Below are 26,023 nucleotides of genomic sequence, written 5' to 3' on the forward strand. Positions count from 1 at the left end.
AAAATCCATAATCAGCCTATTGGGTCATACATGGCAGAGCGGCTGGCCTGTTGCTGCCAGCCATCAAAAATGCGCTTCAAATGCGGGGCGATTTCAGTGGCAATCTGCTGCGGGTTTTTAACGTCGCCCTTTACCGTGACCTGAATCGTTGGCTGAAAGGTGAAGACCTGACTGGGAATGATTTTAGGCTCAGGCTTCACAGCCGGAGGAACAACGACCGGCGGTGCAGCAGGTGGCGCAGGGGCAGCAGGAGCAGGCGGTTTTGCTTCCTCTTTACCCGCAATCGCCTTGCCAATCAGCGCGCCGATTTTTTCACCACCCAAAGCGCCAATGGCCCCGCCCAGCAAGCCCCCAATCGCAGTGCCTATACCTGGCGCAATCATGGTGCCAATCACGGCCCCCATTTTGGCTCCTGCCAGCCCTCCCCCTAATGAGCCTGCAGCACCGCCGTAACCTTTGCCTTTCTCCGGCGCGGTTTTAGCATTTTTGTAAGTGTCATAAGCGGTAAAACCCGCACTGGCCACCGACAAAGCGGCGCCACCCACCTTGCCCAAGACTTTGCCACCCACTTTAAATGCTTGGCCTATTTTGGCAAATTTGCCAACCCGCTCCACGGCAGGCAGCGGCCCCAGCGCAGGCCTTACCCGGCCTGCTCCGCGCCCACGCCTGCGGCTTGATCGCTCGCGGCCTCCTCCAGATCGATCGGCGCCTTCCCCTGAAAGATCAAGACCGCCCCCTGCCGGCAGATTAGTGACAAAGACTTCTTGCACACCGCCTGCATCCGCACCCTGCCCGCCTTCCTCGCCCTGGCCGTCCCGCAAGACACCTACGGCATCATCTAAAAAGCCACCCACCGCCGAACCAATACCTGGCGCAATCATTTCGCCAAGGGTGGCGCCGATTTTGATGCCATCGGGCGGATCACTTGCCTGCGCTTTTTGCTCACCTGCAGGCAGTGCAAATTCGGGGACGTGTTCTCCATTTTTGTAGTTGCCATAAGCGGATGCGCCTAAGGACCCCAGCGCCATGACTGATCCGCCAAAGCGGCTCACCAAACGCCCGCCCGCCTTGAATGCGCGGCCGATTTTGGCCCGTTTTCCTGGCCGGACTGGCCCTTCTGCCTGTGGGGTTTCATGGCTGGCTGGCGATGCAGTACCACCTACTGACGGCCTGCGGCTTGATCCACCCAAGGGCCCAGTCGGCCAATTGGTGACAAAGACTTGCTGTACACCCGCCTCAGCAGGGCCAGCCCCGCCTGCGGCGCTGCCCTCGCTACTTGCGCCGGGTAAACGCAAGCCCATTTTTTCCAGCGACTTACCGACCAGCCAAGTCCCCGCCCCTGCTGCGACCCGTTTGAGTGCAACCAGCCCCACACCGATGCCAGCCGCTAAGGCCGTCAGTGCAATCGCCGGATTATTCGCGGTGATCGTTGTGCCAAATTTCAGTACTTGCGCAGCCGTATCCGCCACAAAGTCAGTCACCGGGCGAATCGCATCGCCAATCGTCACCATGGCCGCCGTAAATTCACTGGCGACCACATCCCATTTACGGTTTGAGGTTTCATCCCGTTTGGATTTATCGGTATCGAGTTTTTTAATCCCGTCGGTATTTTGAATTTTGATCAGGTCATCTTTAATTTGCTGACCATATTTGATCTGTGCCAGCGCGGCAGAACGCGCCTGCATATCGCTGAGCACTTCCCCCAGCCCTGCTGCCTGCATATAGGCGGAGAGTGCTTCTTCTTCGGCTTTTTTATCCCCGCTGGCGTTTTTGATCCGCGCTTTGATATCTGCCAGCTTTTTAGCCCGGGTCGCATCGCCGCTAGTGGCTAGGTTTTCGGTCAGACGCATAAAGGCCGCGACTGGTCCGTCGCCATGCGCGCGCATGGTGGCTTCCATCGAGCCCTGCAGATCGATCCCTGCATCTGCAAATTTCTTATTGGAATCCGGCGCGATGATTTTAGAGAGTAAGTTTTTAAAGTTATTGGCCGCGCTGTCGGCATTCCCCGTCAGCTTAATCTGCGCTTGCAAGCTGGCGGCGATATAGCGCACGGCCTCTGGCCCTTGCATGCCCATGCTGCCTACGGTCGCCAGCAGCTCGGGCATAAACTTGGCCATCTTGTCGGATTCAAAAGCCCCGATATCACCGGCCACCGCAATCTGGCCCATGACTTTTTCCATCTCAGCCTGATTCACACCGTTTTGCTGTAATGAGTAAATCAGTTGCGCAGCATCGCCGGATTCCATCTTTTGACCGATGGTGAGCTTGCCCAGCAAATCGCTATAGCCCACCGCTTCACGCCAGTCCATGCCTTGAGTGACAAGGCCATTCACAGAAGCGGCCAGATCACTCTGAGCCATTTTTTGCCGTTTGGCTGCGGCACGAATCGCCCCGTCCAGCTCTTTTTCTCCGCCTTGCCCGGCAATGCCGGCCTTAATGGCGATATCACGGATTTCGGCCTGATAGTCACCAGATATTTTGGTTGGAATCGCCGCCGTAGCCAGACCCAATCCCGCGGTTCGGCCCAGCTTCATGCCCGAATCCATTTGCGTTTTGCCTGCTTCCTGCAGGGCTAAACCACGGCTGGTACGGCCAAGGCGAATGTATTCACGGTCCAACTTATCAACCGCAATGCCCGCTTGTCTGAGCTGCCCAATATGCGTATCTAAGCGACGACGCAGGCCGCCATCTGCAACGGCACGCTGAGAAGTCGCCACATCCCGCATACTGGAACCCAGCGCGGTACTCGCTTGCCTTGCGCCGCCTAAAGCTTGAGTCTGCTGCTTTAATTCATTTTTAGTGGCATGCAAAGCCGCACGTTTCGCTTCAAACGCTTGCTTGGCCCGTTTTGCTTCTTGCTGGGTTTTTTCCAGCTCACGGGATAGCTTACTTTCTGCGGCGGTTGCCTCTTTACTCGCTGCAATCTGCGCCCGTTTTTCAGCAAGCAGTGCTTTTTGCCCTTTAGCCGCCAGCAGTGCGGCCTGGTACTCCGCTTTCAGTGCCAGCACTTCTCCACTTGGGCCGGTTTTGTCTTTGCGGGCGTGTAGCCAGGCGTTTTTCTTTGCTTCTGCAGCCGACTGAGTCAACTTCAGCGAGCGGCTCAGCGCGGTGTGTTCTGCCTCAAGGGCTGACACATCCGCCTTGCCCGCCGTGCTCTTACGCATCGTCGCCAGCTGTTTCGCCATGCCACCGACCCGATCGGTCGCGCCTTTCCAGTCTTTTTCAAGGCCGGTGACTTCTGAGCGTAAGGTACGAACACCATCTAGGCCAATCCGGCGAGAGGCGCGATCGGCCTGCTCCATACTGCGCTGCAGGCGCTGAGTCTCACCCACCAGCGATTGTAAGCCCTTGGTATTGGCGAGCTTGCCCTGTAAACCCTCGACCGAGCGCTGGGTTTTATTGATCGCAGAGCCAAAGGTCGACGAGACAGCGCCGCCGATCACAATGCCAATGGCCAGATCTCTGGACATAACAGCCTCCTGTAAAAAAAGAGCGGGCCTCAGCCCGCTTCATCACGATTCAACCAGTGCCCGATCTCGCTGACCGGCACACTGCGTACCGTCTCACGCGACCAGCCCAGCTCACGCGCCAGCCTTCTGGCTAACGGCCACCATTCATGGCTCCCTATCATCGCTAAGTAAACGAAAATAAGCGTCCTGCAGCTTTTTGTAATCGCGCAAAGTCAGCTGCCGCAGATCATTAGGTGCACAATCACACAGCCGCGCAAACATCAGTTGCTCCCGCTCCGCATCGCTTTTGCCCAAGACCTGCACATCGAGTTGATCGCCCACCGTCGGCTCACGTAACTGCAGCTGATTCACCAGCACATCGTTTAATTTAATCGCGGTACTTAACTTAATCGTTTCTTGCATGATGGTTTCCTGATTGGCCCGCTGTGTGCGGGCCTCTGTGATTAAAGGCCGATTGCGGCGCGCTCTGCGGCCAGCTCATCATTGCCATTGATAATGCGGATTGCGTTCACCGGATCAATTTCAAAGATCACCCGGTTATCCACTTCCAGCTTGTAATAGCTCAAGCTGGCGCTGTACTTGGTTTCGCTTTTGTCCCCCGGCTTCCAGCTGCCCGAATCCACTTCGGTTAGCAGTCCTCGCCAGGTCACGATCACCGCCATCACTGCGCCTTTCTGATCCGTGAATGCCCCGCGAAAATTGCCGGCAAACAAGGTGCTGTCGGCAATCCCGAAGAAAGCCAGCGCTTCTGGGCTGACGCCAGCCAGGGTAAAACCGCACTCCAATTTTTCTAGGCCCATGGGCATGTCGACTTCGGCATCCATCCCGCCAGCCCGATAGGCATCGGTTTTACGTTTTAATTTGGGCAACGTAATTTCCATCACTCTGGCGGCAAAGCCACGGCCATCGAGAAACATATTTAAGTTAGTTAGAACTTGAGGAATCATCGTGTGCGCTCCTTAGCGGCCGAAGTCGAGGACTTCGGTGATCCATTGATTGGTCACTTCTACCTGGAAGACGGGGTTTTCAGCGGGCGGTACATCGGTAAAGCGGATCGTCCAATAAATACGCCCTTGCTCGATCGCGCTGGCGGTGTTTTTATCCGGGTCTGGAAACACTTCAAAATTAATCACCGCCCCCAGCGCTTTAAGGTCGCGCATAAAAGCATCCAAGCCATCGGTCACATCTTTGACATAGGTTTTGGTAATCCCGCGATCCACCGCCCATTGATGGCCTTTGAGAATCGCATCCATCACCATATCCACGGTGCGCACCCGGGTGACAAAGCTCCACTTCGGATCCGCCGACAAGGTACGGTTACCCCAGAGGCGAAAACCGCCTTCGCGGATAATGGTGGTGATATGCGCTTCATTCAGCAGATTGGCGCGGCAGGTGGCATCGCCATAGAGATATTCAATCGGGCGCTTGGTCCCCAGCACTTCGCTGAATTCGGTATTAGACGGGCTGGCCCAGAAACCGACACTGGCATCCTGACGGGCAAACAAACCTGCCGTGGCCGCCGATGCGGGTGCATCGGCTTCGGCGCTCAGTTTGCTATCCCAAACCCGTAAGCCCGGATCAACCACATAAGCGCGCTTACTGCCTAGGTTCTTAACAAAAGCCAACGCGGCTTCATCGTCCGTATTAGGACCATCAATGATGGCGATCGCCCGAAGCTTATCGGCCAGCGACACCATGGCCGAAGCCACGGCTGCACTGCTGCTGTGGCCCGGTGCAATAATCAGCCGAGGGGATTGATTGGTTTTAGATTTTGCATCCAGCAAAGCTTGTAAACCAGTGCGCTTACCCTTGGCATCGACGCCACCAATAATGGCGCTGGTCAGCTGTGCGGGCGTTTCAGCGGTTTGGCTCACGCCAACAGCAACCACTACGGCAGCAGCCTGGGCATAGATTTCTTTCAGGCGCTTGGCCATGGCGCTCTCTTCGCCAAACTGAGCCACACCTTCCCGTAAATTGGTAATCAAAATGGGGGTATCTGCCGCAGCCAAGCCCGCACCCGGTGTAAATGTATCGACAATGCCAATAATCGATGAAGACGGCAGCGCAATGACGCGCGGCCCTGTATCCACCAGCGTCACCGTCACGCCATGGAAAAAACCACCTGTTCCGGCCATAGGGCCTCCTGAAAATAGGCGAAAAAAAACCGCCTTAGGGCGGGTTGATTGAAATAAATACGGATATAAATCAAGAATACTGATGAACCTAGAACCGTAATTTGTCTTGGAAGAGACTCATTCTGGCCAGCCCACAGAGTACAGCGCTAACTCTTGTTGTGATAAAGCAATCACTTCTTCTTTCATAAGCTGCATGCGGGCAAAAATCTGATTGCTATGTGTTTGCAACGCGGCATACATACCTTCAATCGCAGCATGGTTTTTAACTTCCACTCGCTGATTATCTTCGTCAATCCAATAACCCGTTACAGGCCCGGTTCCCGCAATCAGTGTTCGCATCAGCGCCTCACGGGATTCAATATCAGATTGATAACGATGACCTTCATATTCAAAACCAGCCGCCATCTCTTGGTCTGACCAAGCGTTAATTTCTATACGCTTTTGTTCAAGATAATCCAGGACAGCGGGTGCAGCCTCATGCCCCTCAGCTCGCCATGCCTCATAGTCTGCCCACCAGCGGTGACCGCGGGGGATATTGGCATAGTCATTAAGTCGGATGACAACATTGGGATCGGTTGATAGTTGATACATTTTGCCTTCACCTTTTATCGAAACTGCCATTTACAACTCACAATCCGCAGTCCACTCAACTGTCAGATTATCCCCAAGAACAGTTAAAGGAGGAGCTATAAAATTAAATGAAAAATACATTTCAGTTTTAGATAGGGTGGAAATAGTGCCTGTTGCTGCATGGGTACCTTTTGACCAGTTAGAGACGCTTGAAACGGCAGCCACACCAGGGCTGAAAAATGTTACTGCAGTGTTGTTATTTCTTTTTTGCACTGCATATTTAACTTGATGTAGGCATGATTGGCCTGCAGGAACCAATGCCGGAAAACAAAACCCACCGCTTGGCAATCCATTTCCTGCTTGAATTGGCACTCCTGAGACAAAACTTTTCTCAAAGTACCGCTGACATAGAAATAATTCCAAGCCTATCGGCCTTTGCTCAAAAGCAGTAGCAATCGCCCCTTCTTCCAGCTGGACTTGGGCGATATCAATGAAATAAGTGCTTGCTGCGACAGGAAAATTAAAACAAACCCCCAGTCGATCATCTCCGTTGCTACCTAATTTTTTCCCCACAATAGCCGGCAGATCAAACGTGGCACTGTACTTTTTCCATTCACTCGTAATTTGAACAGGCTGTATTGCTGTGGCACTTAACTCGGAAGTCACGCCTCCAGAACCAAACACCTGCTCCAGACTCAAATAAATCGTGCGGGCAACATCCGCACGCATATAAAACGATAACGTCACCTTGCACCCAGCAAATGAAGCCACGGATTCGATATTTTGTTTCAACCAAGGCGTAGGAGCAGACACATCCGGATTTTTAATCTGTACTCGTAAGCCATAGCGTGCAGAAGGCACCTTCTCAATAGGCCCCGTTGTCTGGCTAAAAGAAACCGTTGCTGGCCCCATACCTGAACCAAAACACCAGCGGTCCGCGGATCCATAGCCGCCATTAATCGTCCAATCCTTGCTAGTCCCTCGCTGCCAAATATCAAAATTTCCATTTATTAGCTTATTTTTAAATGTGCCACTCCCCAATGAACTGACTTTATTGGCGACTAATAAATCGATCGCCTCCATTTTGTTGTTCACGGCTTGGGTTAATGCAGTCACTGCCGTTGTTTGGTCGGCAATAGCAGATTCAAGCGTCATAGCGAGATCCCTGTAGTTTAAGTTTTGGCAAAATGAGCATGTGCTGGGTACGCACAATCGCCGTTGATAACAGGGCAAACTCTGTGGCCAGAGTCAGATTGATTGGCGCATTCATTGAAATGATATTGATACTGTCCGCTGGCACAGCACTCAGCGCTAAGTCATAAGCAAGCAGGTGTTTTTGCCCTGCTTTGTTGTAAACCAAAGGGGTATCCGGATGGCTCCATACCGCGATCAAAATACCCGTATCCGAAATAAACCCCACCTCCCGAATCCAGAAGTCCTCGTTGCTGTCGAGCAGGGTGTTGACATGAATTTGCGTCGGGCCGACTTTCTCGCCCCCTGTGAGCGTGCGGCGGGCACGTTCGCTTTTTAAGGCTATTTGTGTGCGGTCAGGGCGATAAGCCGCATCGCCTACGGCAATGGCCGCGATCTTTATATCAAGGCCGGTGCTGCTGGCATTAAAACAAGCAGCCAGCCCCGCATCCGTCATCAGCGGAATAAGCGCACTCATTGAATCTCCATCGCGATGCGAGTCAGGGTAAAAAAACAGGAGGCACTGGCAAGCGCCATTTCCTGCGTAAAAGCGAGCGGTGCCGCCTTCATATCAGCGCCAAAACGGCTGAGGGTTGTGAGATCGGCTGTGCTGGCCAAGGCCAGCGACTGATTAAATTGTGAACCCGTGATCAGCTCGTAATAACTACGAACAGGCTTAAGCTCATCGACCAGCGTTTTAATCTGCTGAAACGTTTCGGGGCTCAGCGGCGCACCACCATCACGGTTTTCATTGGCCCATGCCATGAGCGAAAAACTATGCGGGCTCCCTTTGGGCGATGTTTGCCACCACTCGATCAAATCCACATTGATATTAAGCGCCGCCAGCGCCCCTTTTACCGCGCCAACAGTGCCCTTAATCCGATGCGTTGGCAGCGAATTAGCAATCAAATCACGCTGCATTTGTTCGGTAGTGGCCAGCTCCCAACCTTCAACAGAAGCACCCCACGCAAGTAAGGGCAAAAAGGGCACGGGGCAGGATTTAGCCGCCCCCAGGCAGGCCATGGGTGAAGGGTCCAGCTCTAAACAACAAGCACTTGATAAGGCCAACTCAAGCAATGTGGCATTGGGAGGCAGTAAGCTCATATCGCCTCCAGCGTAATGCCCTCACACTGAGGAAAATGCCGTGCGTCACAAGTGATATCGGCCCCCGGCGCAGCCAGCGTGACACGACGAACCCCTGCAATATGCAAGGCAGCAAAAATGGCCGAGCGTGACAATGTGCCGCCCAGTTTTCTGGCGCTCTTCAGCGCGATTTCCAGCCTGTCTTTTGCCTCTGCCAGCACAGACTGTGATGCAGGGCCATTTTCCAGCTCAATCTGTGCAGCCACCTTAAACCCGATCATGCTTCCCGGCTGCACTCTGGGTCGGTCAGTCAGCGGCCTTACATCATCAGCAGAGAGTGCACTTTGCACGGCGGCCGTTAAAACAGAGCCATCGATATCGGGTGCATGCGGTAAAACCGTGACCGAAACATCCCCCGGCAAAGGCAACAACAAACCCGCATCATAAGTACATGCCAAAACAAGGCTATTCGCCGGCAACTGATGGCGCAGCTCATCGCTGATCGCTACTGCAATAAACACGGGAGCATCAATGGATACATCCGCAATCTGTCCCGACGCGCTCAAACTATGAAATAAATAAGCTCCGCGTGAACCGGCCACCGATAAGCCTTCCAGCGCCATCTGGCAGCGATAACGCAGACGCTCGTCTTCTTCATAAACTGCCCCAAGTGGCGGCTCTGCATCTGGGTTGGCGGGCGTCATCAACAGCCGACTAACGCCATAATCGGCGGCCTTATTGTCCAAATCAGTGCCCCGCGCATAGGCCAGCATGGTGGACACAGCCGCATCATTCACCCAGGCTCGCAGCATCAGCTCCTGATAGGCCGATAATTCCAGCAGTTTGACTACCGGATCGCTTTCCAGCACGGCGCTCCAATCAGGATAAATCGCCTTAAACTGCTCAAGCTTACGGGCGTAGATCGCTTCAAAATCCAGCGCTTCCAGCAACTGTGGCGGCGGGAGTTGGCTTAAATCGATCATGCGGTCACCTCCAGCAACATGCTGTCGCCCAGATAAATCCCTGAAATTTTCATATTCACCCTGCCATCGATCACAGAAATAATCGTGACCTTGCTGACTTTGATCCGCGGCTCCCAGCGCACCAGATTGCGGGCGATTTCCGCCTGTGCAGCAGCAATCCAGCCCGCATTCACCGGCAAATCCACCATACGTGGTAAATGGCTACCATATTCTGGCCGCTCCCGACGACTGCCCAGGGGCGTGGTCAAAATATCGACAATGGATTGCGCCAGATGCGCGGAGCCAGTCATAAGCTGCCCTGTTGTGCGATCCATGCCCATCATCGGATTAAGCCTCGCTAGCAGGCGGCAAGATCAAACGCTCAAAGTCCGGGCGCTGATCCAGATGAGCAATCAGCACTTCATCATCGCTGCTAATAGCGCGATTGATCACCGCAAACGAGCGGCCATCATCAAGAAGAATCGTTCGGGAACGAAAAGCCTTATCCGAAAAGGAAACGGGCTGAATCGGTGTATTGCTTGGCTTAGCCATATTGACCTCCTGCAGATGTAAAAACGCCCCGGAGCAGTGAAGCGCTGGGGCGTAAGTAAAGATAAAAGGGTGAGAACGCATTAAAAGTACAAACTTTTCCCCCTCGCATTTCGTGTTGTGTGCGTATACACTACACAGATGATTAAAACGTTCAACCACAAAGGGCTCGAAGCGTTTTTCCTAACTGGTAGCAAAGCAGGGATTCGCCCAGACCACGCAAGTAAGCTGCGATTATTACTAGCACGACTTGACACGGCTAGCGGTGCACCAGATATGAACGTTCCCAGCTGGCGCTTACACCCCTTAAAAGGGGATCTGACGACACATTGGGCCGTCACGGTAAATGGCAATTGGCGCTTAACCTTCCGCTTCCTGCCGGATGGCAACGTGGAATTAGTCAATTATCAAGACTATCACTAGGAGTACCAAATAATGCGTATGCATAACCCGCCTCACCCAGGCGAAGTTCTAAAAGAGTGGTTTGCCGAGGTCAGCATAACCACGGCCGCTTCCAAGCTTGGAATTACCCGTGCCCATCTGTCGCGGATTCTAAATGGCCATGCCGGCATCAGTGCCGAAATGGCATTGCGCCTTGCCGCCTGCTTAAATACTTCGCCAGAAAGCTGGCTGCAAATGCAAATGAATTACGACTTATGGCAGGCAGAACAGCGGCCTTTACCGCCCATCGAACGCTTAGCTGCCTAAGCCCCAAGCCAAATGGCACAGCAGGGACGTGAAAGATCAAGACCCCATGATTAAAACACGGCCCTGCCCACAATCAATCAAATCGCCTCACCCGTCATCTGCCCGTCCCCCTGTTCCCTGTGCGCGTGTTTCATCAGGCTAATATCTCCCGCGCATACGTCACCTTTGGCTTCAATTGCACCACCAAAGCTGGCTTTCGAGCCGCCATTGGCTAAGTGATTGATGGCCGCGCCTACCGTCAGATTCTTAGTCACGAGGACATCATCGGCATCCAGGGTAATGGTGGTGGACTTAACCGTGACGCTCTCTGCCGCATTCACGGTCACGGTTTTACAACCATCGATCAGGGCGGTGCCCGCGGTAAAGTCATACTCAATTTTGCAACCATCGGGCATCTGCCACGCCACCACATTGGCTCGCCCATCATGACCCAGCGCGTCGGTGTAAAAACCCACCAGCGCAAAGCCGTTGTCTGGCTCGCCGGATGGATTCAGCATTAATGCTTGCTCGCCTACCGAAGGCAGGCGCCAATGCCGTGCTGTGCCTGCTGCTAAGCCCAGCCAAGGAATCCAACTCGATACCCAGCCATCTGAGGCAATTCGCACTCTGGCCTTGCCCGCATCAACAGCAGACACCACGCCAGGAATAAGCAAGCCGGACAGCATGCGATCTAATTCTGATATCTCGTAACGCATCGCATCCTGCCTTATAGATCTTGCGGTTTCAAATAGGCATCAGCGGGTTCAGGTCTGTTGTCATCATAAGGTGACAACTCGCCCAACTCAGGCATCGGCCATTCTTCTACGTCCCCTACATGCAGCTCGTGCTCAAAGGTCACGCACCAAACCAGATATCCTTCCAGCTCACCTTTAAATCCATCAGGGGCAACGCTTTGAATCCGTGCCAAACCCACTGGCTGGCCCCAAGTTTTAAAATGGATGGCGGCGGCCAGGCGGCAAACTAACTGCCGGATATGTAACTCGGCATCGGCGCGGGTTGGATCCATCACCAGCCGCGCTTCAAAGCGGGCAATTAAAGATAGCTCGCCATTCCCTGGCTGAGTGCCATCGCTAAATTCAGCCAGCTCGATCAGCAGTAAAGGTAAGCTGACCCGCCCTTCTAAATCCGGATAGGTCAGCACTTCCATCTTCGGAAAAACGCCCTGTAGCTGCTGCTCTATGGCCCGGTGCAAATCAGCAATATCCATCAGCGCGCCCTACCGGCCAACTTATGCAGCTCATAATTTAATTCCTGCTGCATCAGGGTCTGCAGGCGGCCGGGTATCAAACCCGAAACGCTGGAAAAAGCCGTATTGGCCATCAGATCCACCTCTACCTTGGCCCGCTTGATCGGCAAGCGGGCCTTTGAGGTGCGCTGATAAAGCTTGCCGTTATAACGTGAGTTTTTAGAGGGCGTAAACGCGGCTTCAAAATGCCACGACTTCACCCGATAACCTCTGGCGGTTTTGATGGGTTTACCCAGCTCATCCGCATTCAGGGCTGAAATCCCAAACCAGATTTTGACCGCTGGCCCGCCATCGCTGCCTTCCCGCCATTGTTTGTCGTAGATCCGGACGCGATGCACAATCATTTTGCGGCGGATCCCGCTATCTTTCAGCTCCCGCAGCAAATGCGTGCGCGTCCACAAGGCCGTTTTTCGGACTGCACGTTTTGCCGCTCGCTCCAGCGCATGAATGCTGAGTCCGGAGGCTAGTGCCTTAAGTGATGCATCATCAAAGTCGATCTTGATATCAATCATAAATCCCCCTTAGCACCAGTACCGTCAGCCCACTGCCATCGGGCTCCAGATTCACAACGCTGTATTCCCCCTGGCCCGCCACACTGACACGGCTGTTTTTAATCACGCCACGGGCTCGCTCGTCTCGCACCACAAAGTGCGGCTCACGCAGGCCGGTATTTAATTTGCCAATCATGGGCTGCAGCCAAGGTGCAGCAAACATGCCTTGCGCCGGCTGCCCGTCGATCAGCGCCTGATCCCCCAACGAATCAAAAACAGCCGTATCCATTTCTGCAATCAGATCGCGAAACATGGCTTACACCTTGAGTTTAATCACCGCACCTGGCCGGGAGCAGAGATTGAGCGGATTAGATTGCGATTCGAGATCAATGCCCTTGCCATGCTGCATGATTTCTTGCGAGGTGTAATACGGCAGGCCATTGGTATTCACGGTTTCGATATGATCGGCCGGAGCGAAATGCGTCACAAATAACTCCGGTACGCCTTCCGGCACGGCATAGGCTTCGTCATCACCGACAAAAGCAACACCCCCCACTTTGCCGCGATAACGCTCAAAGACGCAGCCGCCAAATTCAATGACTTCCCGCGGCTCGCCACGCAATGCGGCAGCCAGCTCACTATTTAAATAAGTGGCTTCAAACGAATCATTGGAGAGCAAGGCTGACCAGAAATTCTTACCGCAAAACACTCGCACCCCTGTATGCGTCAGGGCGCCCAGCGCATCTTCGATCGCCTCATGGATTTCCAGACACTTACTGCGTAAATGCATATCCGGCTTAGCCAGATCCATCGTAATCACAACCTGTTTAATACCAAACCGGTCATATAAATTAAGCAGCGGCGTCTTACCATCCGCATCCAGAATCACGCCCTTGATGGCGCCAATGCGGTGAAACTCAATCGTGGCATCCAACTGGCGGCGATGTTTAGCCAGGCGTTTGGAAACAAGGTTTTGCACGGTTTCCAGTTCTGTTTCACTGCCAAACGCGCGCAATCCTTGCACTTCATCGGCGCGGATAGCGGAACGCTGTGGCAAATGGACCGTATTAAACGGGATCAGCTCACGCCGGGTGCCACCCACGGTCTGGCCGGAGGATCCACGCTCGCCCGCCGATACCAGCGCGATCTTATCGCCGTCTTTTTCAATCTGAACAGTGATCGTCGTGATGCCTTCTTCTTCAAACAAACCCAGCGCACCAATCCGCCCAGGGACATGCGGCATATTGTTAATGGCCAAGGTCAGGTTGGACATTGAAAAGGCGCCATCATTAAAAATATCGATGCTAGCCATGAGCGGCTTCCTTAAATGAAAAAACCCAGCAGCGCTGGGTTATGGGTAGAGAGGGATATCGGCCTTAGCGGACGATAATGTGCAGTTCAGCCAGTTGCGCCGTGACCTGCGCATCTAAGCCGGTCAATTCGGCCGCACTGACCTCGGCCAGCCGGGCCGTAATCGTCACTTGCAAAGGCGCTTCGCGTTCTCCTGCCGGCGCATACAAGATGGCGGTGGCTTTAACCACCGCCTTACTGCCTTCAGCCGGTGTGGCATAGGCCGAATAGAGCTGAGTTTTTTCATCAAAAGAAAGAATCTGCCCAGAAGGCAAAGCAGGGCCGGCGGCCAGCTGCGCCAGATCGGCGCTCAGCGTGCCGACGGTTGACAATAAATACTGACCCGCGCGGGCCTTTTGGGTAATGACGTTCATGATAAACCTCGGATCGTGATGGGATTAGCCGCCGGACTGCGGCGCTGTGCATAAATACTGTGGGCATTCGGGCCGCAAGCAGTGGGTTTAATCGGCGTTTCATCGGGTGGCGTCGCATCCAGCTCTTCCCCCGCAGCCGTCACCAGTTTGTTAAATAATCGCTCCCGCGCTGCATCAATGCTGATCCCGGCGGCAATCAGGCTGGCCGCCATTTCTGGCAGCTTGGCCGTGAGCGTCATATCGCGAATGGCGATCGCTTCATTCACGCTGTTCCGCACCGCCTGCTCGCTGGCCAGCGCCGAAACCGCCACCACCCGCATCACGGCGACACTGGGCAATTGAGCGCTATTACATAACTCAGCGGCCAGCGCAGCCATGGCCACGGCATCAACCGCTTGAATAACCGGCTCAGGCTCAGAGGTTAAATCAGGGGGCACGCTCTCTGCCGAATCCTTTAGCGCCGCCATCAATGCCACCGGCGCATTACCCATCCGGCCCACCGCCGCAGTCATTGCTGCACTGGCCTGCATATTGACGGTCGGTGCAATCTCATCAGCAAAGCCCAGCGCAAGCGACTCCTGCGCGGTCAGCCATGTGGTTTCGTTCATCATTTTGGACAGCGTATCCACATCCATCCCGCTGGCTTTCACACGGTAGCAAGCGATCAGGCATTGCTTGGCCTGATCCATAAAATCAGCCACCGCACGCAAATCACCCGATTCCCCCATCGCCACCGTTGCTGGGTTATGGATCATCAGCATGGCGTTGTCTGGCATCACCACTTTATGAGCGCCCATTGCAATTACACTGGCAATACTGGCGGCAAGGCCATCAATCCGAGCCGTCACCCGATCCCCCATGCGGCGCAACACGTTATGAATGGCGAGGCCATCCCAGACATCGCCACCGATGCTGTTAATGGCCACCACCACCGGCCGCTTGCCATCATCGGCCGCATTCAGATCACGGATAAAATCGGCAGCACGAATCCCCCAGTCACCGATCTGATCGTATAAAAACACTTCGATCGGTGCATCAGGCTTGCCTTCCGCCGCATTACGAATGCTGTACCAGCTGCTGCCACTGCCATCGCCAGCCGATGCGGCACTATTCATCAGCCGCGGGTCGTTATTTTTAATCTTCATCATTTTCCTTAGGAGATCCGTCTGCTGCCTCAACAAGGCGGGCATCAGAATCAAAATGCAGCTTCATCCGGTCTGCCCGGGCGTTGTCTTCTTCGATCTCACGATCGATCGTTTCAGGGTCTTCACCGCGTTTAAGAATGACGGCAGAGCGGCTGGTAAACCCAGCCCGCACCAGTTTTTGGTCGGCTTGCACGTCTTGTACCGGGTGCAAATACGGCCAGCCTTGCGGCACCCAATTAGTGCGGCGATAAACGCGCGGATGATTGGCATAGCCCGGCAACACAATCGCCCCCGACAGCACCGCCATATCCATCCAGGCATTGCGGGTGGGCCTGCACAACTGATGCACAAAAACACCGTGCTGCCGTTGCTCTACCCTGCGGCGAAATTCATTCAAAATGACGCGCATCACTCGATCACTGATATTGCGTAAGTCACCAGAGAGCAGTTCATAAGGCAAGCCAATCCCGGCCGCGACCGCCGCCAGTTGCTGGCGCATAAATTCGTCATAGTTATTGCCAGCATCCGGCGGTTTAGAAAACGCCACTTCTTCGCCCGGCTCCAGCTCTTGCATGGTGCCGGGCTCTAAACCCACCATCGAAAAGCCCTGTGATTCCGACGCCTGCATCCCGGGAAACATCGCGCCTTCCGGACTGGGCTTACTGATAAAACCAGCAAACAGATTGGCCACCTCTTGCCGGAACAACACCGCATCATCGAATTCATCCAGCGTTTTCATACGCAGCAAAACGGGTGCCAGATGCGGCACACCCCGCAGCTGCCCCGGTCGGGTAGGTTCAAAGATATGCAGGATCTGACTGGCCTCGATGCGGATCAGATCGTTATAAATGCCCAGCCCCCGCTCCCCCGGATGGCTGCGATACATCCAATAGGCAACGCGCTGGCCGGTTTGATTAAATTCAATTCCCTGCCGAATATCATTGCCATTGAGCGCCTTGCCATTTTTGTCATGCGGGATAAACTCCGGCTCCAGAATCTGAATTTGCAAAGGCACCGCCAACCCTTCCTTCAGGCTACGCGGCCGCAGGCGTACAAAGCACTCGCCCGACTCAAACATCGAACGAGCCGCCAGCAGCTGCTGACCATAAAAATCCAGCTGGCCGTCAGCATCCGATTCCTCGCACCAATCACCCCATAAATCCTGTAATTCACGGCGAATAGTCGCGTCCGAATGCTTAGGCATCGGCACAATGCCGGTGCCAATATGATTACTGCCCAGCTTATCCAGTGCCGTGGCGGCGTAAGGATCATTACGAACTGCCGCCCGGCTGCGATTTCGCAGTGTTTGTAAGCCTGCACTGCCGGTGCTGACTGGCCCGTTGCCACCGGGTTGCCAGTTGGCCGCCCGGCGCCCTTGCCCCGCCCCGTCATAGCTATTTTTTAAACGCGCCGGCAGGATAAACCCCTTAGAAGCCAGTGCTGAATAAGCCATCAGATCCCCTTTCCGGCATGAAACATCCGGTGCTGACGCGTTTTAGCATGGCCCGCTTGTGCCGACAGATCACTGATCGCGAGATGCCTGGCCGCAATCAGCTCAGAAATATTGCGGTATTCAACCCGGCGGTCTGCGTACTGAATCACCCGCTCGCCCCGGGCGATGGCTTTATTGATTGCGTCCAGATCTTGCTGAGTAAATGCCATATTAACGTCGCTTCAAATAGCCAGAGCGCGCCACTCGGCGAGCTGCAATGTGAGGGTCAAAAACAAAAGACCCCGCAGTTGCGGGGTCTCGTCGGGATGATGCGTGGGCTTGCGCCGGTTTGGGCTCATCAAATAAGCCTGTTTGCGCATAGCGCATCTTCAGCGCATTCCAATCGGCTTGCTGAAAACGGTGCAAGCCCATGTAATGCGCCATCGCTAAGCTATATACGGTTAAATCCAGTACCTCATTACGGTCTGATTTGGCCTTGGTCCAGTCGGTGATTTCACGGCCTTTAATAAAGCGCCGAATCTTGCGCTCTACTGTCAGCTGATCGTAGTACTCACTGGGCAGATCTTTACTAAAGTGCTGAGCGCCCGGCCCGTCGAGCAGCTTAAAGCGGTTATAAATCCAGTCTTTAGCGGTGTCGGTTCCGATCATCCACAGCTCACAGCCGCCTTTATCGGTGGTTCCACGCCAGGTGACATCCACTTTGCTGGCCCGCGCCGCCAGAATCGGCCGGCCACGCTTACTCTCGCCTTTAATCGCCAGCACATGCCGATAACGGCGCAGCCGGCAGAACTGATACACCTCCTGCGTGTGATGGCCCCCGGTATCGATGGCCGTCGCAGAAATCCCCATACTCTGGCCATGCGGGTGAATAAATTCCTTCTTTAATTCTTCATCCAGCATTTCCCATGAGCGCTCTTCGGCCGGATCACACATCATCACCCGATGATCGATGGTCCAGCTTTCTAGCCCTTCGCCCCAGCCTTTAATCAACAGCTCCAAGCGGTTGGCCTGCACGTCCACGGAGGCCGTCAGAATCAACACACCCAGCGGAAGACTGCGTAAGGCGTAGTCCTCGGCCCGCGCCATCAGCTCGCTGCCTCGGGTGCGCTCTTGCGCGTTATCCCAGACCTGCGCCAGCCGTGTATTGTAAAAAACCTGCATCGGCTCCGGGTCTCCCCGCTGTAATGCAATGGCGGCTTTTTCATATTGCTTCAACAATGAGCCCCAGGACACCCAGCCAAGCGGCATATTTAAAGCATTAATCTGGAAGGATTCGGTTTCCCCGTCTCCCGCAGCACCGGCCCGCCACTCACCGGCAGGCAGCATCGCTGTTTTATGGTGTTCATCAATCAGGCAACCGCTGGCGGTGCACACATAGTGGGCCTCGCTGTGGTCAGAATTCCAGCGCAACTGCTCAAACACCAGCGTCTGAAATTCACCGCAATGCGGGCAGCCTACAAAAAATCGCTGCTGCGTGCCTTCCAGATACAGATCGTTAATCCGGCTGGAGCCTTCCAGCGTGGGAGAACTGGAATAATAAATTTTAGCGTTACGGCCAAAGGTACTGGTGCGCGCCTCGGCCAAATCAACCGGGTCGCCTTCTTCATTCACATTACGTTCCCAGCGATCAATCTCATCGCCGTATAAATAGCGCGCACTGACTTCGGCCAGATTAGCAGCCGAGCCCGCGGTGGTAATCATTAAAGTGCCGCCTGCAAATTCTTTGGTATCGATGGTATTGCGGCTGTCACGGCTCCGTGGGGAGGCGACTTTTTCGCGCAGCACGGGAATGGCGTCGATGTTTTTACCAATGCGCCCAGACAAACGCTTGGCCAGATTTAATGACGGCTCCAGCGCCAGAATATTGCTGGGTGCCATATGGATTACTGCGCACATCCAGTTTAAAAACACCTGCGTCTTCAGCATCTGCGATGCCCCCATCACCACAACCCGGCGACAAGGATGCGTCGGAGAGAGCACCCGCATCACCTGCTGCGCATACGGCGTGCGACGGGTTAAATACTTACCCGGCTCTGCCGCCCCTGAATCGGTGGGGATCCGCTGGTATTTGTCGGCCCATTCATCAATCCATAAAGCCGGATCGGGCATCAGCCCAGCGGCAAAGCCCTCAAGATAAGTGGCAAATCCGTCTGCATACATCGTGGGGTCCTTAACTCATGGCGCGGTCCATATCGTCCTTGCCCAGTTTTGAAACGTCTTCCAGCGTTTTACGCAGGCGCTCAGTTAAAAGCTGCTCCAGCACCCACGGATCAGTGATCGCGGCGAGATCAGACGAGATTTGTTTGGGTACACCCAGTAAGGTATCGCGCAAAAGACGGCCATAGCGGTGAGCAGCATCGTGCACCGCCTGCCGGTCCACCGTTTGCTGGCAGACACGCTCGTATTCCACCTTGGCCAATTTAGCCAGATAGCCTTCACGACTGGTACGGGCTTCCTGAAAGTCAGTAAACATCAGCTCGCCAGGCAAAGGCGCTGCAGCGGTTTTAACCGGCAGCACCGGCCTGTCGGCGTGAACTTCGTCGTACACATCGCGCTGGATCCGCGCCTGCTCATGCCGCTGCCGCACGCCCTCTTTTGCGGGGTCGATGGTTTTACCGATCAGCGCCAAGGTAGCGGCACCATCGACTTTCTTACCATCGGGGGAAAGAATTAAACGGCCTGTTTTTAACAGCTTGGTCACATAGCTGGGCGACCAGCCTTGCGAATCCGCAAAGGCCTTCTTGCTCAGATATGGGTCCATGCTTTCACCGATTATTTTAGGATTTCACTCGATTTCACCTGAGGTGAAATTTCACTAACTTCACCCGACAGCCACTAAGAAGAAGCTGCGAGTCCTAGGCCCCGTACTGCCTCGGAAAGTGCTAGGGTCCCCGGCTGTAAATTGAAACCTCCATTCAGACCGTGACTGACACGGCCATCATCAGCACATTCATAAAAAAACACCCAATCAGCAGCATGCGGTAAGGACCATTGAGTTATCAAATATTGATGTCCTGGCACGCTGCTGATTGAATGCTTGAAATGCATATAAAAACCCATTGGGCTGACGGCCAGCACTAAAACGCATTCAAGCTGAATGCGTACGATTGGGGATCTGGGGGCTGGCCATCAAGCCGATGGGTTCAAACGACGGGCAACAAAAAAGCCCCGATTTCTCAGGGCTTTGTATTTTTTAGGCGTAATTGTATCCGCTGCAAATATGATAGTTTTGTTCCATTACGAAGTCAAGAAATAGCCTCATATATTTGCCCATAGCCGGTTGTTATACAGCTTCACAGTACTCCTCTGAGCCATACATACAGCGCTCAAGGAGACATTTATGCTGAGTTTCTAACCGTTCATACGCTGCGTGCATTAGCATATTCAAGCGTTTAAATACTTCAATTTCATATCGGTACGCAGTAACGTGACCAACTAAATGGCGCTTGCCCAGCTCCCTGCAGCTAGGACCTTCACTTGTAGCCCACTTCCGTACCAGTTCAACATCAGTACTTCGCCCAAATTTACTGGGCAGCTTTGTCGCTAGGTAAATCATTTCTGTATCACGCTGCAGATGTAACGCCCATAAAGCCGCCCTTTCTTCTACACACAACCTACCCACCTTAGCCAACACCATAGCGGCCTGATAGCGCTGATCTTCCATACTCATGGCACCAAAACCTGCCCCAGTTTGTTCACCATAAGTCGCGATTTTAATGCCTGCCGAACACTCAATTTGAAACGCCCAAGCCAGTAAAGCTTTAATATTTTTGAATTGCATTATTGTCCCCAATCATTCCCCGAGGCTCTTAGCCCGATCATTGTCAGGCTTTATTTTTGGTACTGCGCGTACTTAAGCGACGATCATTTGCGCTCTTAATGCGGCCATGGCTTCATCCCTAGCAAAGCGGGTGGCCCGCTGAAAGATCTTTACCGGCTCTGCTGCCGGAATCGCCGGGCAATGCGCTGCTTCCAGCCGCCGGGCATAAACCTCAATCCAGCGCACCTTGGTTTTACTGCGGTAAAAAGCAGAGCGCAGCGTGGTAAAGCCAAAATCAAATGCCGCCCAATATAATTCCGGGCTGCTCCAGCTGGCCATCAAAGGATCAGGTGATTGCGCATTGCGCTTGGCTTCTTCAAAAGCGATCGCATAATCTGTTTCAGGCCTGCACATTGCCGCCAGCTCCCCCAAGCTGGGCGGTAATGATTCGGCCTTTAACTGGCCGCGCAAACGATCCAAAGCCAGCCGCATCCATTGCCACTTGATGCCCTCGGCGTACAAATAGGCGGCGGCTTCATCTTGCCAAGCAATCACGGCAGCCTCATCTGAAAACAAAACCTGCCATCTCGCGCCATACATTGCCGCCAATCGCTGCCGTAAGACGATCACCGGCACAAAACCATCCGCCCCGGCTGGGCGATTCCATGCATTTTTGCTCATATCACTCCCCTAAGCCCAATTGCCGGCCCAAGCCTAATTCTCTGGCACGCAGGATTAAGCTATTGGGCACTTCTTCGCGCAGCCCGCGTAAAGCGAGAACTGCCGAAGTGATTTGCACCATGCCTGCCTGCTTAGCCGTTTCGGCAATTTGATGCGGCCATGATTTGGCATTGCGTAAGCCACTGATCGCCAATTTAAGCTGAGCCGCTTGCTCATTGGCCTGCGCCTTAGTCATCGTTCGTTTGGCTGGCGGAGGCAATAGCACTTGGGTGCTGGCATCCGGAATGGTGCGGTTACTATCCCGCTCTGCATCCATCCAAGCGGCCACCCATTTGGCTTTTAAACGCCAAGGCTCTTGAATCAGCAAATCATTGCCGATACGTTGTGCCGCCCAAAAGGTGCGGTTATCCGGCCAGCTTTCTTCCAGATATTGGCGGCGGCGGCTCATCTGGGTAATCGCCAGCTGCATCCGCACTTCGATATCGATCTCAACGGTTTGGCGGCACGCCACCTGAAACTTATCCAAATCTGGTGCTCCGTATAAAAACTTGGCGGCCATGCCGCGAGCAATCTCTTCTCCTGAAAACCCTGCCAGCTCTTCGGCCCACACCGTTTTTGCGTTCTCAATGCCGGTATCGCGCTCTTCGGTATTGCCATCCATCAGCGTGACTTCAAAGCTTTCGCCAGAGCGGAATTTATCTACAAACTGGTTACCAAAGCGCCCGTGCATCTTTCTAAAAATCTTCTCGACCCAAGCCAGTGGCAAGGCGTGACTTTCAGTTAATCGTTGTGTATTCAGCGTTGACTGTACGTTCATGTCGGCCCTCCTCAAATGATCCAAAGATGGAACGCACTGCTGGAGCGCGCCCTTTATGCCCGCCTTGGGCTAATGATTGTTTTGCTGACGGTTTTAAGCGTTGCTGCCGCATGATCGCCGCCAGATACAGCGGGCTGGTCGGCATGCCGACAATGGCTTTGGCCTGAAATAAAGCCTGATTAAACTCAGCCTGACTGGCTTGCTCGGCCAGCCAAGTTTGGTACTGCACCATCGCCTTAGGGCTTTTTGCACTGGCCGCTGAAAAACCGGCCTTCATGGTGATCACCCGCCATTGCCAGATCTCGCTGGGCACTTCTGGGATCGCCACATCAATTTTGTTGGCAGGCTTTAAATCATCTTTCACACTGGGCTCATCCAATACTGTTTGAGATCGCATAGATGATGAAAAGAACTTAGAGGTTTTGGTTTTATGAACTGGTGAACTATTGATTATGTGCCGCTCCTCCCCGCCCATACTTTGCCCTTCCTCAGCCCCAAGCCCTTGCTGTGTATGACTTTGCTCGGTCGGCGCTGCTCCTGCCATGCTCCTCCGCTCCTCTGCAGGACGAATGAAGCCGTTTGCGCTGTACACGAGGAAAATTTTAAGGCAACGATAGTGCTCACCATGTTGTGAGTCGCGCTGAATTAGCCCCACACGGGTCAGCTTGTCCAGCAGTTCGCGCACTTGGCGGGTGCTGTAATTCAAGGCTTTAGCGTGTGATCCGGCAGGCGGTAAATAGCCCATCCGTGTGGCTAAGCCACCTAAGGAAACCTTGCTTACTTCGCCGGTTTCAAAATTGGCCAGTGGCTTTAAATACATCAGAAACAAACGCTGGCAATCCGGGCTTAGCCCTTCAAGCAGCTCCAGCTCAGTTTGCAGATAGGTATAAAACGCTTCCCTCATACCGCCTCTCTGTGTGCAGTACTGCGAATCACGTTGATCATGGTTTGTAATTGATCCAAGGCCGCATCAAGCTCTAGCAGCTCGCGGTGTTCCACCTTCCAATCCTCAAACACACCGGCCAGCGTCATCCCCGCCCGTGAGGTTTCAGTCATAAACTGCGCCAGCACTTTATTTGCCAGCTGCTGCGGACCATCTGCATGCAGCAAGCCACCCACCGAAACGGGGACAGCCACATAACCGGCCAGCGCCGCAATCTGCTGCACCAGCGCCCCACACTTGGATTCTTCAACCAGAGAGAACAGGTGATTCGCCAGATACTGCTGCGAGTGCAAATTAGGATTGGCGCAATTAGCCACCGATGAAGTAGCGCGATCAATGATCTCGCTAAACCGACGCACCCCCACTCGGGTCGTCGCCAGCTGCACCGCTTCATTCAATGCTCGATAACGGTCGTTTAATAATTCAGGAGTCATGTTTAAACCTCTAAGTAACTTGGCCAGCTTTCTCTTATCGAAAGAGAAAGAATCCAGTTACATTACTCATTGGGGAGGCGCAGACGCGCCGGCATAAAAAAGCCGATGGGGATCGGCAAAACCATCCAATGGGGATTGGGTGGCAGAGTAAATTTGGGATTCATAATGAAGTCTGGTTCGAATGCGAAACATCAACACGCCTTTGTTGTGCAAAGTACGTATCAATAACGCGCACATAAGTCTCACGCGGCTCTCTTCCATTTTTGATTCTGTTAATCGTTGGCTGAGGAATGCCGGTTCCTTCGGAAATTTGGCGTTCCGTAAACCCACGTTCAATCAGTGACAAGAGCTTGTCTTTCGCATTAAAGGTATTCATGAACGCATGATAATACGCAAACGTATAATTATCAATTCAAAAACGTATTTAACTAACTCGATACGTTTACGTATCATTACCCTATGGACCTAAAACTTGCTCTCAGCCTATGGATGCGGGAAAAAAACCTAGATCAAACTGAGCTAGGCCGCATTGCAGACGTACCCCAGCCCACGATTAATAGAATTCTATTGGGCGTTACCGGCTCGCCTCGCGGGGATACCCTAAGCAAGATTGCCAAAGCAATGGATATCTCTATCGACCAGCTCATGCTAGGCCCAAATCAGCAGAAAACTGTTAACCCACAACCACAAGCACCATCAGAAGAGGATTACGCTCTTATCCCTCAATACAGTAGTAGTGCAGACTGCGGGGCTGGCTTATTCAATGATCACGTTGAAATTAAAGGCGGCATGGCCTTTAAACGAGACTGGATGGCTCGCTTAAATCTAAAAGAAGAAAACTTGAGCGTTATCTATGCTCAAGGGCAAAGCATGGAGCCAACAATCCGAGAAGGATCTGTCCTACTACTCGACAAAAGCCAGCGAAAACTTGAAAGCGGCAAGGTATATGCACTCCTTCACGACGGGGACTTCCGAGTAAAACGCCTCTTTAAAAATTACAGCCATCAATGGATAGTTCGCAGTGATAACGGCGATAAAACGCTTTATCCTGACGAAACAGTCGCCACCTCTGATGACGCAGAACGATTTATGATTGTTGGCCGCATCGTATGGCAAGGCGGAGAGCTGTAAGCCACACACCACAATCAATACAACCCAACGCAAAAAACCGCCATCTGGCGGTTTTTTTACGTCTTTGCATGATTTACACCACCAAAAAATACACACACGCATAAATGAATACGAATTCGCATTGACATGATTTATTCGTTTTCGTATAGTTGCGGCATCAACAGCAGCAATTCGCGCTCAAGACAGGCCGCTACTATTACAGGAAACAACCATGCAAGAAATCAGACTGAATTACGCAACACTGAGCGAATCACTTGATGAATTAAGCACGCTAAAAGCAGCCGGCTGGACCATGCGCTTTAGTAGTAACGGAGCGGAAATTATTGCCAGGAAGATGCTACAGCAGAGCCCAAACTGAGCCAACAAGCCGAGGCTCTTATGCCAACAAATCAGCAGTGGAAAATCCGCTACTACACGGCAACAAAATCACCCAAGCACATCGTCACACTAATCATCAGCGCATCAGGCCCGGCAGAAGCATTAGCAGCAGGCAACCAATCTATGCGCGATAACCATCAGCTCAATCCCGCCACTTTAGCGGCAACGATTGAACCTGACGGCTAATTCAAAGGAATAAACATGAACACCGCATTTGCACTAATGGCCTGCTATAAATCCGCCCTGATCCCACTGGAAACAGTCGGCAGCGAATACCTAGGATTGGGCAAGCGTGAAGTCAACGAGCAAGCCGCCCGCAACCGCCTGCCCTTCCCCGCTATCCGCTTAAGCGACAGCAACAAAGCCCCACGCTTTGTACGAGTAGAAGAGCTGGCCAACTGGATAGACCATCAGGCAGCGGCCGCGCAAAAGAGCTGGCTGCAGAGCCAAGTGTAAAAACGACTTAATCAACGAAAAAAAACTTATCAATAAAATCATCTAAATAGACTTTATCTTATTTTAAGCAACTGCAATTCAATGGCTTTGTACTTACCATGATGTGCGCCCGCATAAGGGATTAGGTGGCTGACCTGTCCTGACAACAGTAGACACACCTCACTAAAATCCCGACCGCTTGCCTGCTGAATTTTTGTGCAAACGTGGGCGGGGATAGATTGCCCAAGCGCGTGTGGCGCCGCTGGCGATTGTAAAAAATTTCGATGTATTCCCGAATCGATGCTTCTGCCTCAAACCGGCTGCCGTAACGGTGATGATGCACCAGCTCATTCTTCAAACTACCCCAAAAGCTTTCCATCGGTGCATTGTCGTAGCAGTTCCCTCGCCGCGACATCGATGCCTGCAAACCAAACTGCTCAATCAGCTTCCGATAGCTATGCGAACAATACTGGCTACCCCGATCTGAATGCAGGATTAAACCGGCTTGTGGCCGCTTCCATTTCACTGCTTTCCACAGCGCTTGGCCGACCAATTCCTGAGTCATACGTGACCCCATGGCATAGCCGACGATCTCACAGGTAAAGACATCCTTGATACCAGCCAAATACAGCCAGCCTTCACCCGTCGGAATATAAGGGTGAGTAGACCGGGGGAATTTCACCCCCAGCCCCTCGCAGAACCGGACGTGAGCCTCTC

At 53.3% G+C, this 26,023-nt stretch carries 34 protein-coding genes and 1 pseudogene; 6 read left to right on the forward strand and 29 right to left on the reverse strand.

Annotation, left to right across the window (positions count from 1 at the left end; genetic code table 11):
* Positions 1 to 11: 11 nt before the first annotated feature.
* The 11 genes from DYD62_RS13975 to DYD62_RS14025 all read right to left on the reverse strand — a co-directional run bounded on the left by DYD62_RS13975 (position 12) and on the right by DYD62_RS14025 (position 9,963).
* On the reverse strand, positions 12 to 3,470 hold the full coding sequence (locus DYD62_RS13975; protein ID WP_115227901.1) for a phage tail tape measure protein: 3,459 nt from the start codon (positions 3,468 to 3,470) through the stop codon (positions 12 to 14).
* A 144-nt stretch (positions 3,471 to 3,614) separates the two neighbouring features.
* The gene (locus tag DYD62_RS13980) at positions 3,615 to 3,872 is read right to left on the reverse strand and encodes a phage tail assembly protein (RefSeq protein WP_115227902.1); all 258 of its coding nucleotides are present in this window, start codon (positions 3,870 to 3,872) and stop codon (positions 3,615 to 3,617) included.
* Positions 3,873 to 3,913: 41 nt separating this feature from the next.
* Positions 3,914 to 4,417: a phage major tail tube protein gene (locus DYD62_RS13985; protein ID WP_115227903.1), complete on the reverse strand. Its 504-nt coding sequence runs from the start codon at positions 4,415 to 4,417 to the stop codon at positions 3,914 to 3,916.
* A gap of 12 nt (positions 4,418 to 4,429) precedes the next feature.
* A complete protein-coding gene (locus DYD62_RS13990) occupies positions 4,430 to 5,605 on the reverse strand; it encodes a phage tail sheath subtilisin-like domain-containing protein (RefSeq protein ID WP_115227904.1) in 1,176 nt (391 codons plus the stop codon).
* A 117-nt stretch (positions 5,606 to 5,722) separates the two neighbouring features.
* Positions 5,723 to 6,196 carry a DUF4376 domain-containing protein gene (locus tag DYD62_RS13995; RefSeq protein ID WP_165928799.1) on the reverse strand — a complete coding sequence of 158 codons (474 nt, stop codon included), beginning with the start codon at positions 6,194 to 6,196 and terminating at the stop codon, positions 5,723 to 5,725.
* A gap of 30 nt (positions 6,197 to 6,226) precedes the next feature.
* Entirely contained in the window at positions 6,227 to 7,330 is a 1,104-nt protein-coding gene (locus tag DYD62_RS14000; protein WP_115227906.1) for a carbohydrate binding domain-containing protein, read from the reverse strand.
* The gene (locus tag DYD62_RS14005) at positions 7,320 to 7,844 is read right to left on the reverse strand and encodes a phage tail-collar fiber domain-containing protein (RefSeq protein WP_115227907.1); all 525 of its coding nucleotides are present in this window, start codon (positions 7,842 to 7,844) and stop codon (positions 7,320 to 7,322) included. Before DYD62_RS14005 ends, DYD62_RS14000 begins: the two co-directional genes overlap by 11 nt.
* Complete coding sequence (locus tag DYD62_RS14010) at positions 7,841 to 8,470, reverse strand: phage tail protein I (protein ID WP_115227908.1); 630 nt, start codon at positions 8,468 to 8,470, stop codon at positions 7,841 to 7,843. The genes DYD62_RS14005 and DYD62_RS14010 overlap by 4 nt, the downstream gene beginning before the upstream one ends.
* Positions 8,467 to 9,432 (reverse strand): baseplate assembly protein, encoded by a 966-nt coding sequence (locus DYD62_RS14015; RefSeq protein WP_115227909.1) that lies wholly within the window; start codon positions 9,430 to 9,432, stop codon positions 8,467 to 8,469. Before DYD62_RS14015 ends, DYD62_RS14010 begins: the two co-directional genes overlap by 4 nt.
* Positions 9,429 to 9,722, reverse strand: coding sequence for a GPW/gp25 family protein (locus tag DYD62_RS14020; RefSeq protein WP_207916827.1), 294 nt, complete (start codon positions 9,720 to 9,722; stop codon positions 9,429 to 9,431). Before DYD62_RS14020 ends, DYD62_RS14015 begins: the two co-directional genes overlap by 4 nt.
* 37 nt (positions 9,723 to 9,759) lie before the next feature.
* Positions 9,760 to 9,963 carry a hypothetical protein gene (locus DYD62_RS14025; RefSeq protein ID WP_115227911.1) on the reverse strand — a complete coding sequence of 68 codons (204 nt, stop codon included), beginning with the start codon at positions 9,961 to 9,963 and terminating at the stop codon, positions 9,760 to 9,762.
* 138 nt (positions 9,964 to 10,101) lie between these two features.
* Here DYD62_RS14025 and DYD62_RS14030 point away from each other — a divergent pair, with 138 nt between their 5' ends.
* Together DYD62_RS14030 and DYD62_RS14035 are read left to right on the forward strand one after the other, a co-directional pair.
* Entirely contained in the window at positions 10,102 to 10,383 is a 282-nt protein-coding gene (locus tag DYD62_RS14030) for a type II toxin-antitoxin system RelE/ParE family toxin (protein WP_115227912.1), read from the forward strand.
* Positions 10,384 to 10,395: 12 nt separating this feature from the next.
* Entirely contained in the window at positions 10,396 to 10,668 is a 273-nt protein-coding gene (locus DYD62_RS14035; protein WP_207916829.1) for a HigA family addiction module antitoxin, read from the forward strand.
* 77 nt (positions 10,669 to 10,745) lie between these two features.
* Here DYD62_RS14035 and DYD62_RS14040 read toward each other — a convergent pair whose 3' ends face one another.
* The 17 genes from DYD62_RS14040 to DYD62_RS14120 form a co-directional block, all read right to left on the reverse strand.
* Positions 10,746 to 11,363, reverse strand: coding sequence for a phage baseplate assembly protein V (locus DYD62_RS14040; RefSeq protein ID WP_115227914.1), 618 nt, complete (start codon positions 11,361 to 11,363; stop codon positions 10,746 to 10,748).
* 11 nt (positions 11,364 to 11,374) lie between these two features.
* On the reverse strand, positions 11,375 to 11,875 hold the full coding sequence (locus tag DYD62_RS14045; RefSeq protein ID WP_115227915.1) for a hypothetical protein: 501 nt from the start codon (positions 11,873 to 11,875) through the stop codon (positions 11,375 to 11,377).
* Positions 11,875 to 12,426 carry a hypothetical protein gene (locus tag DYD62_RS14050; protein WP_115227916.1) on the reverse strand — a complete coding sequence of 184 codons (552 nt, stop codon included), beginning with the start codon at positions 12,424 to 12,426 and terminating at the stop codon, positions 11,875 to 11,877. The genes DYD62_RS14045 and DYD62_RS14050 overlap by 1 nt, the downstream gene beginning before the upstream one ends.
* Positions 12,419 to 12,718, reverse strand: a complete 300-nt coding sequence (locus DYD62_RS14055) for a head-tail joining protein (RefSeq protein ID WP_115227917.1) — start codon at positions 12,716 to 12,718, stop codon at positions 12,419 to 12,421. Before DYD62_RS14055 ends, DYD62_RS14050 begins: the two co-directional genes overlap by 8 nt.
* A 3-nt stretch (positions 12,719 to 12,721) precedes the next feature.
* Positions 12,722 to 13,717, reverse strand: a complete 996-nt coding sequence (locus DYD62_RS14060; protein WP_115227918.1) for a major capsid protein — start codon at positions 13,715 to 13,717, stop codon at positions 12,722 to 12,724.
* A 64-nt stretch (positions 13,718 to 13,781) separates the two neighbouring features.
* Positions 13,782 to 14,129 carry a head decoration protein gene (locus DYD62_RS14065; protein WP_115227919.1) on the reverse strand — a complete coding sequence of 116 codons (348 nt, stop codon included), beginning with the start codon at positions 14,127 to 14,129 and terminating at the stop codon, positions 13,782 to 13,784.
* Positions 14,126 to 15,277: a head maturation protease, ClpP-related gene (locus tag DYD62_RS14070; RefSeq protein WP_165928800.1), complete on the reverse strand. Its 1,152-nt coding sequence runs from the start codon at positions 15,275 to 15,277 to the stop codon at positions 14,126 to 14,128. Before DYD62_RS14070 ends, DYD62_RS14065 begins: the two co-directional genes overlap by 4 nt.
* A complete protein-coding gene (locus tag DYD62_RS14075; RefSeq protein ID WP_115227921.1) occupies positions 15,264 to 16,727 on the reverse strand; it encodes a phage portal protein in 1,464 nt (487 codons plus the stop codon). Before DYD62_RS14075 ends, DYD62_RS14070 begins: the two co-directional genes overlap by 14 nt.
* Positions 16,727 to 16,936, reverse strand: coding sequence for a phage head-tail joining protein (locus DYD62_RS14080; protein WP_115227922.1), 210 nt, complete (start codon positions 16,934 to 16,936; stop codon positions 16,727 to 16,729). Before DYD62_RS14080 ends, DYD62_RS14075 begins: the two co-directional genes overlap by 1 nt.
* A 1-nt stretch (position 16,937) precedes the next feature.
* The gene (locus DYD62_RS14085; protein WP_115227923.1) at positions 16,938 to 18,887 is read right to left on the reverse strand and encodes a phage terminase large subunit family protein; all 1,950 of its coding nucleotides are present in this window, start codon (positions 18,885 to 18,887) and stop codon (positions 16,938 to 16,940) included.
* Positions 18,888 to 18,897: 10 nt separating this feature from the next.
* Positions 18,898 to 19,488 carry a terminase small subunit gene (locus tag DYD62_RS14090; protein WP_115227924.1) on the reverse strand — a complete coding sequence of 197 codons (591 nt, stop codon included), beginning with the start codon at positions 19,486 to 19,488 and terminating at the stop codon, positions 18,898 to 18,900.
* A 522-nt stretch (positions 19,489 to 20,010) separates the two neighbouring features.
* On the reverse strand, positions 20,011 to 20,508 hold the full coding sequence (locus DYD62_RS14095) for a hypothetical protein (RefSeq protein ID WP_115227925.1): 498 nt from the start codon (positions 20,506 to 20,508) through the stop codon (positions 20,011 to 20,013).
* Positions 20,509 to 20,580: 72 nt separating this feature from the next.
* Complete coding sequence (locus DYD62_RS14100; protein ID WP_115227926.1) at positions 20,581 to 21,168, reverse strand: hypothetical protein; 588 nt, start codon at positions 21,166 to 21,168, stop codon at positions 20,581 to 20,583.
* A 1-nt stretch (position 21,169) separates the two neighbouring features.
* On the reverse strand, positions 21,170 to 21,985 hold the full coding sequence (locus tag DYD62_RS14105) for a hypothetical protein (protein ID WP_132038771.1): 816 nt from the start codon (positions 21,983 to 21,985) through the stop codon (positions 21,170 to 21,172).
* Positions 21,945 to 22,889 carry a hypothetical protein gene (locus DYD62_RS14110; protein ID WP_115227928.1) on the reverse strand — a complete coding sequence of 315 codons (945 nt, stop codon included), beginning with the start codon at positions 22,887 to 22,889 and terminating at the stop codon, positions 21,945 to 21,947. Before DYD62_RS14110 ends, DYD62_RS14105 begins: the two co-directional genes overlap by 41 nt.
* The gene (locus DYD62_RS14115) at positions 22,886 to 23,362 is read right to left on the reverse strand and encodes a hypothetical protein (RefSeq protein WP_115227929.1); all 477 of its coding nucleotides are present in this window, start codon (positions 23,360 to 23,362) and stop codon (positions 22,886 to 22,888) included. Before DYD62_RS14115 ends, DYD62_RS14110 begins: the two co-directional genes overlap by 4 nt.
* Before the next feature lie 160 nt (positions 23,363 to 23,522).
* Positions 23,523 to 23,738 carry a helix-turn-helix domain-containing protein gene (locus DYD62_RS14120; protein WP_115227930.1) on the reverse strand — a complete coding sequence of 72 codons (216 nt, stop codon included), beginning with the start codon at positions 23,736 to 23,738 and terminating at the stop codon, positions 23,523 to 23,525.
* Positions 23,739 to 23,851: 113 nt separating this feature from the next.
* On the opposite strand from DYD62_RS14120, the gene DYD62_RS14125 reads away from it, so the two are divergent.
* From DYD62_RS14125 to DYD62_RS14135, 4 genes are all read left to right on the forward strand, one after another.
* The gene (locus DYD62_RS14125; RefSeq protein WP_172476500.1) at positions 23,852 to 24,493 is read left to right on the forward strand and encodes a LexA family transcriptional regulator; all 642 of its coding nucleotides are present in this window, start codon (positions 23,852 to 23,854) and stop codon (positions 24,491 to 24,493) included.
* 211 nt (positions 24,494 to 24,704) lie between these two features.
* The gene (locus tag DYD62_RS23655) at positions 24,705 to 24,851 is read left to right on the forward strand and encodes a hypothetical protein (protein WP_165928801.1); all 147 of its coding nucleotides are present in this window, start codon (positions 24,705 to 24,707) and stop codon (positions 24,849 to 24,851) included.
* Positions 24,852 to 24,871: 20 nt separating this feature from the next.
* Positions 24,872 to 25,057 (forward strand): hypothetical protein, encoded by a 186-nt coding sequence (locus DYD62_RS14130; RefSeq protein ID WP_115227932.1) that lies wholly within the window; start codon positions 24,872 to 24,874, stop codon positions 25,055 to 25,057.
* Between the two features lie 15 nt (positions 25,058 to 25,072).
* Positions 25,073 to 25,327, forward strand: a complete 255-nt coding sequence (locus tag DYD62_RS14135; RefSeq protein ID WP_115227933.1) for a pyocin activator PrtN family protein — start codon at positions 25,073 to 25,075, stop codon at positions 25,325 to 25,327.
* Positions 25,328 to 25,448: 121 nt separating this feature from the next.
* On the opposite strand, the pseudogene DYD62_RS14140 reads toward DYD62_RS14135, so the two are convergent.
* Positions 25,449 to 25,961: pseudogene (locus DYD62_RS14140) on the reverse strand (IS3 family transposase); the annotation flags it as partial.
* Positions 25,962 to 26,023: the final 62 nt, after the last annotated feature.

Origin of the sequence: Iodobacter fluviatilis (genome assembly GCF_900451195.1) — a bacterium.
In the GTDB taxonomy this organism is placed as follows: domain Bacteria; phylum Pseudomonadota; class Gammaproteobacteria; order Burkholderiales; family Chitinibacteraceae; genus Iodobacter; species Iodobacter fluviatilis.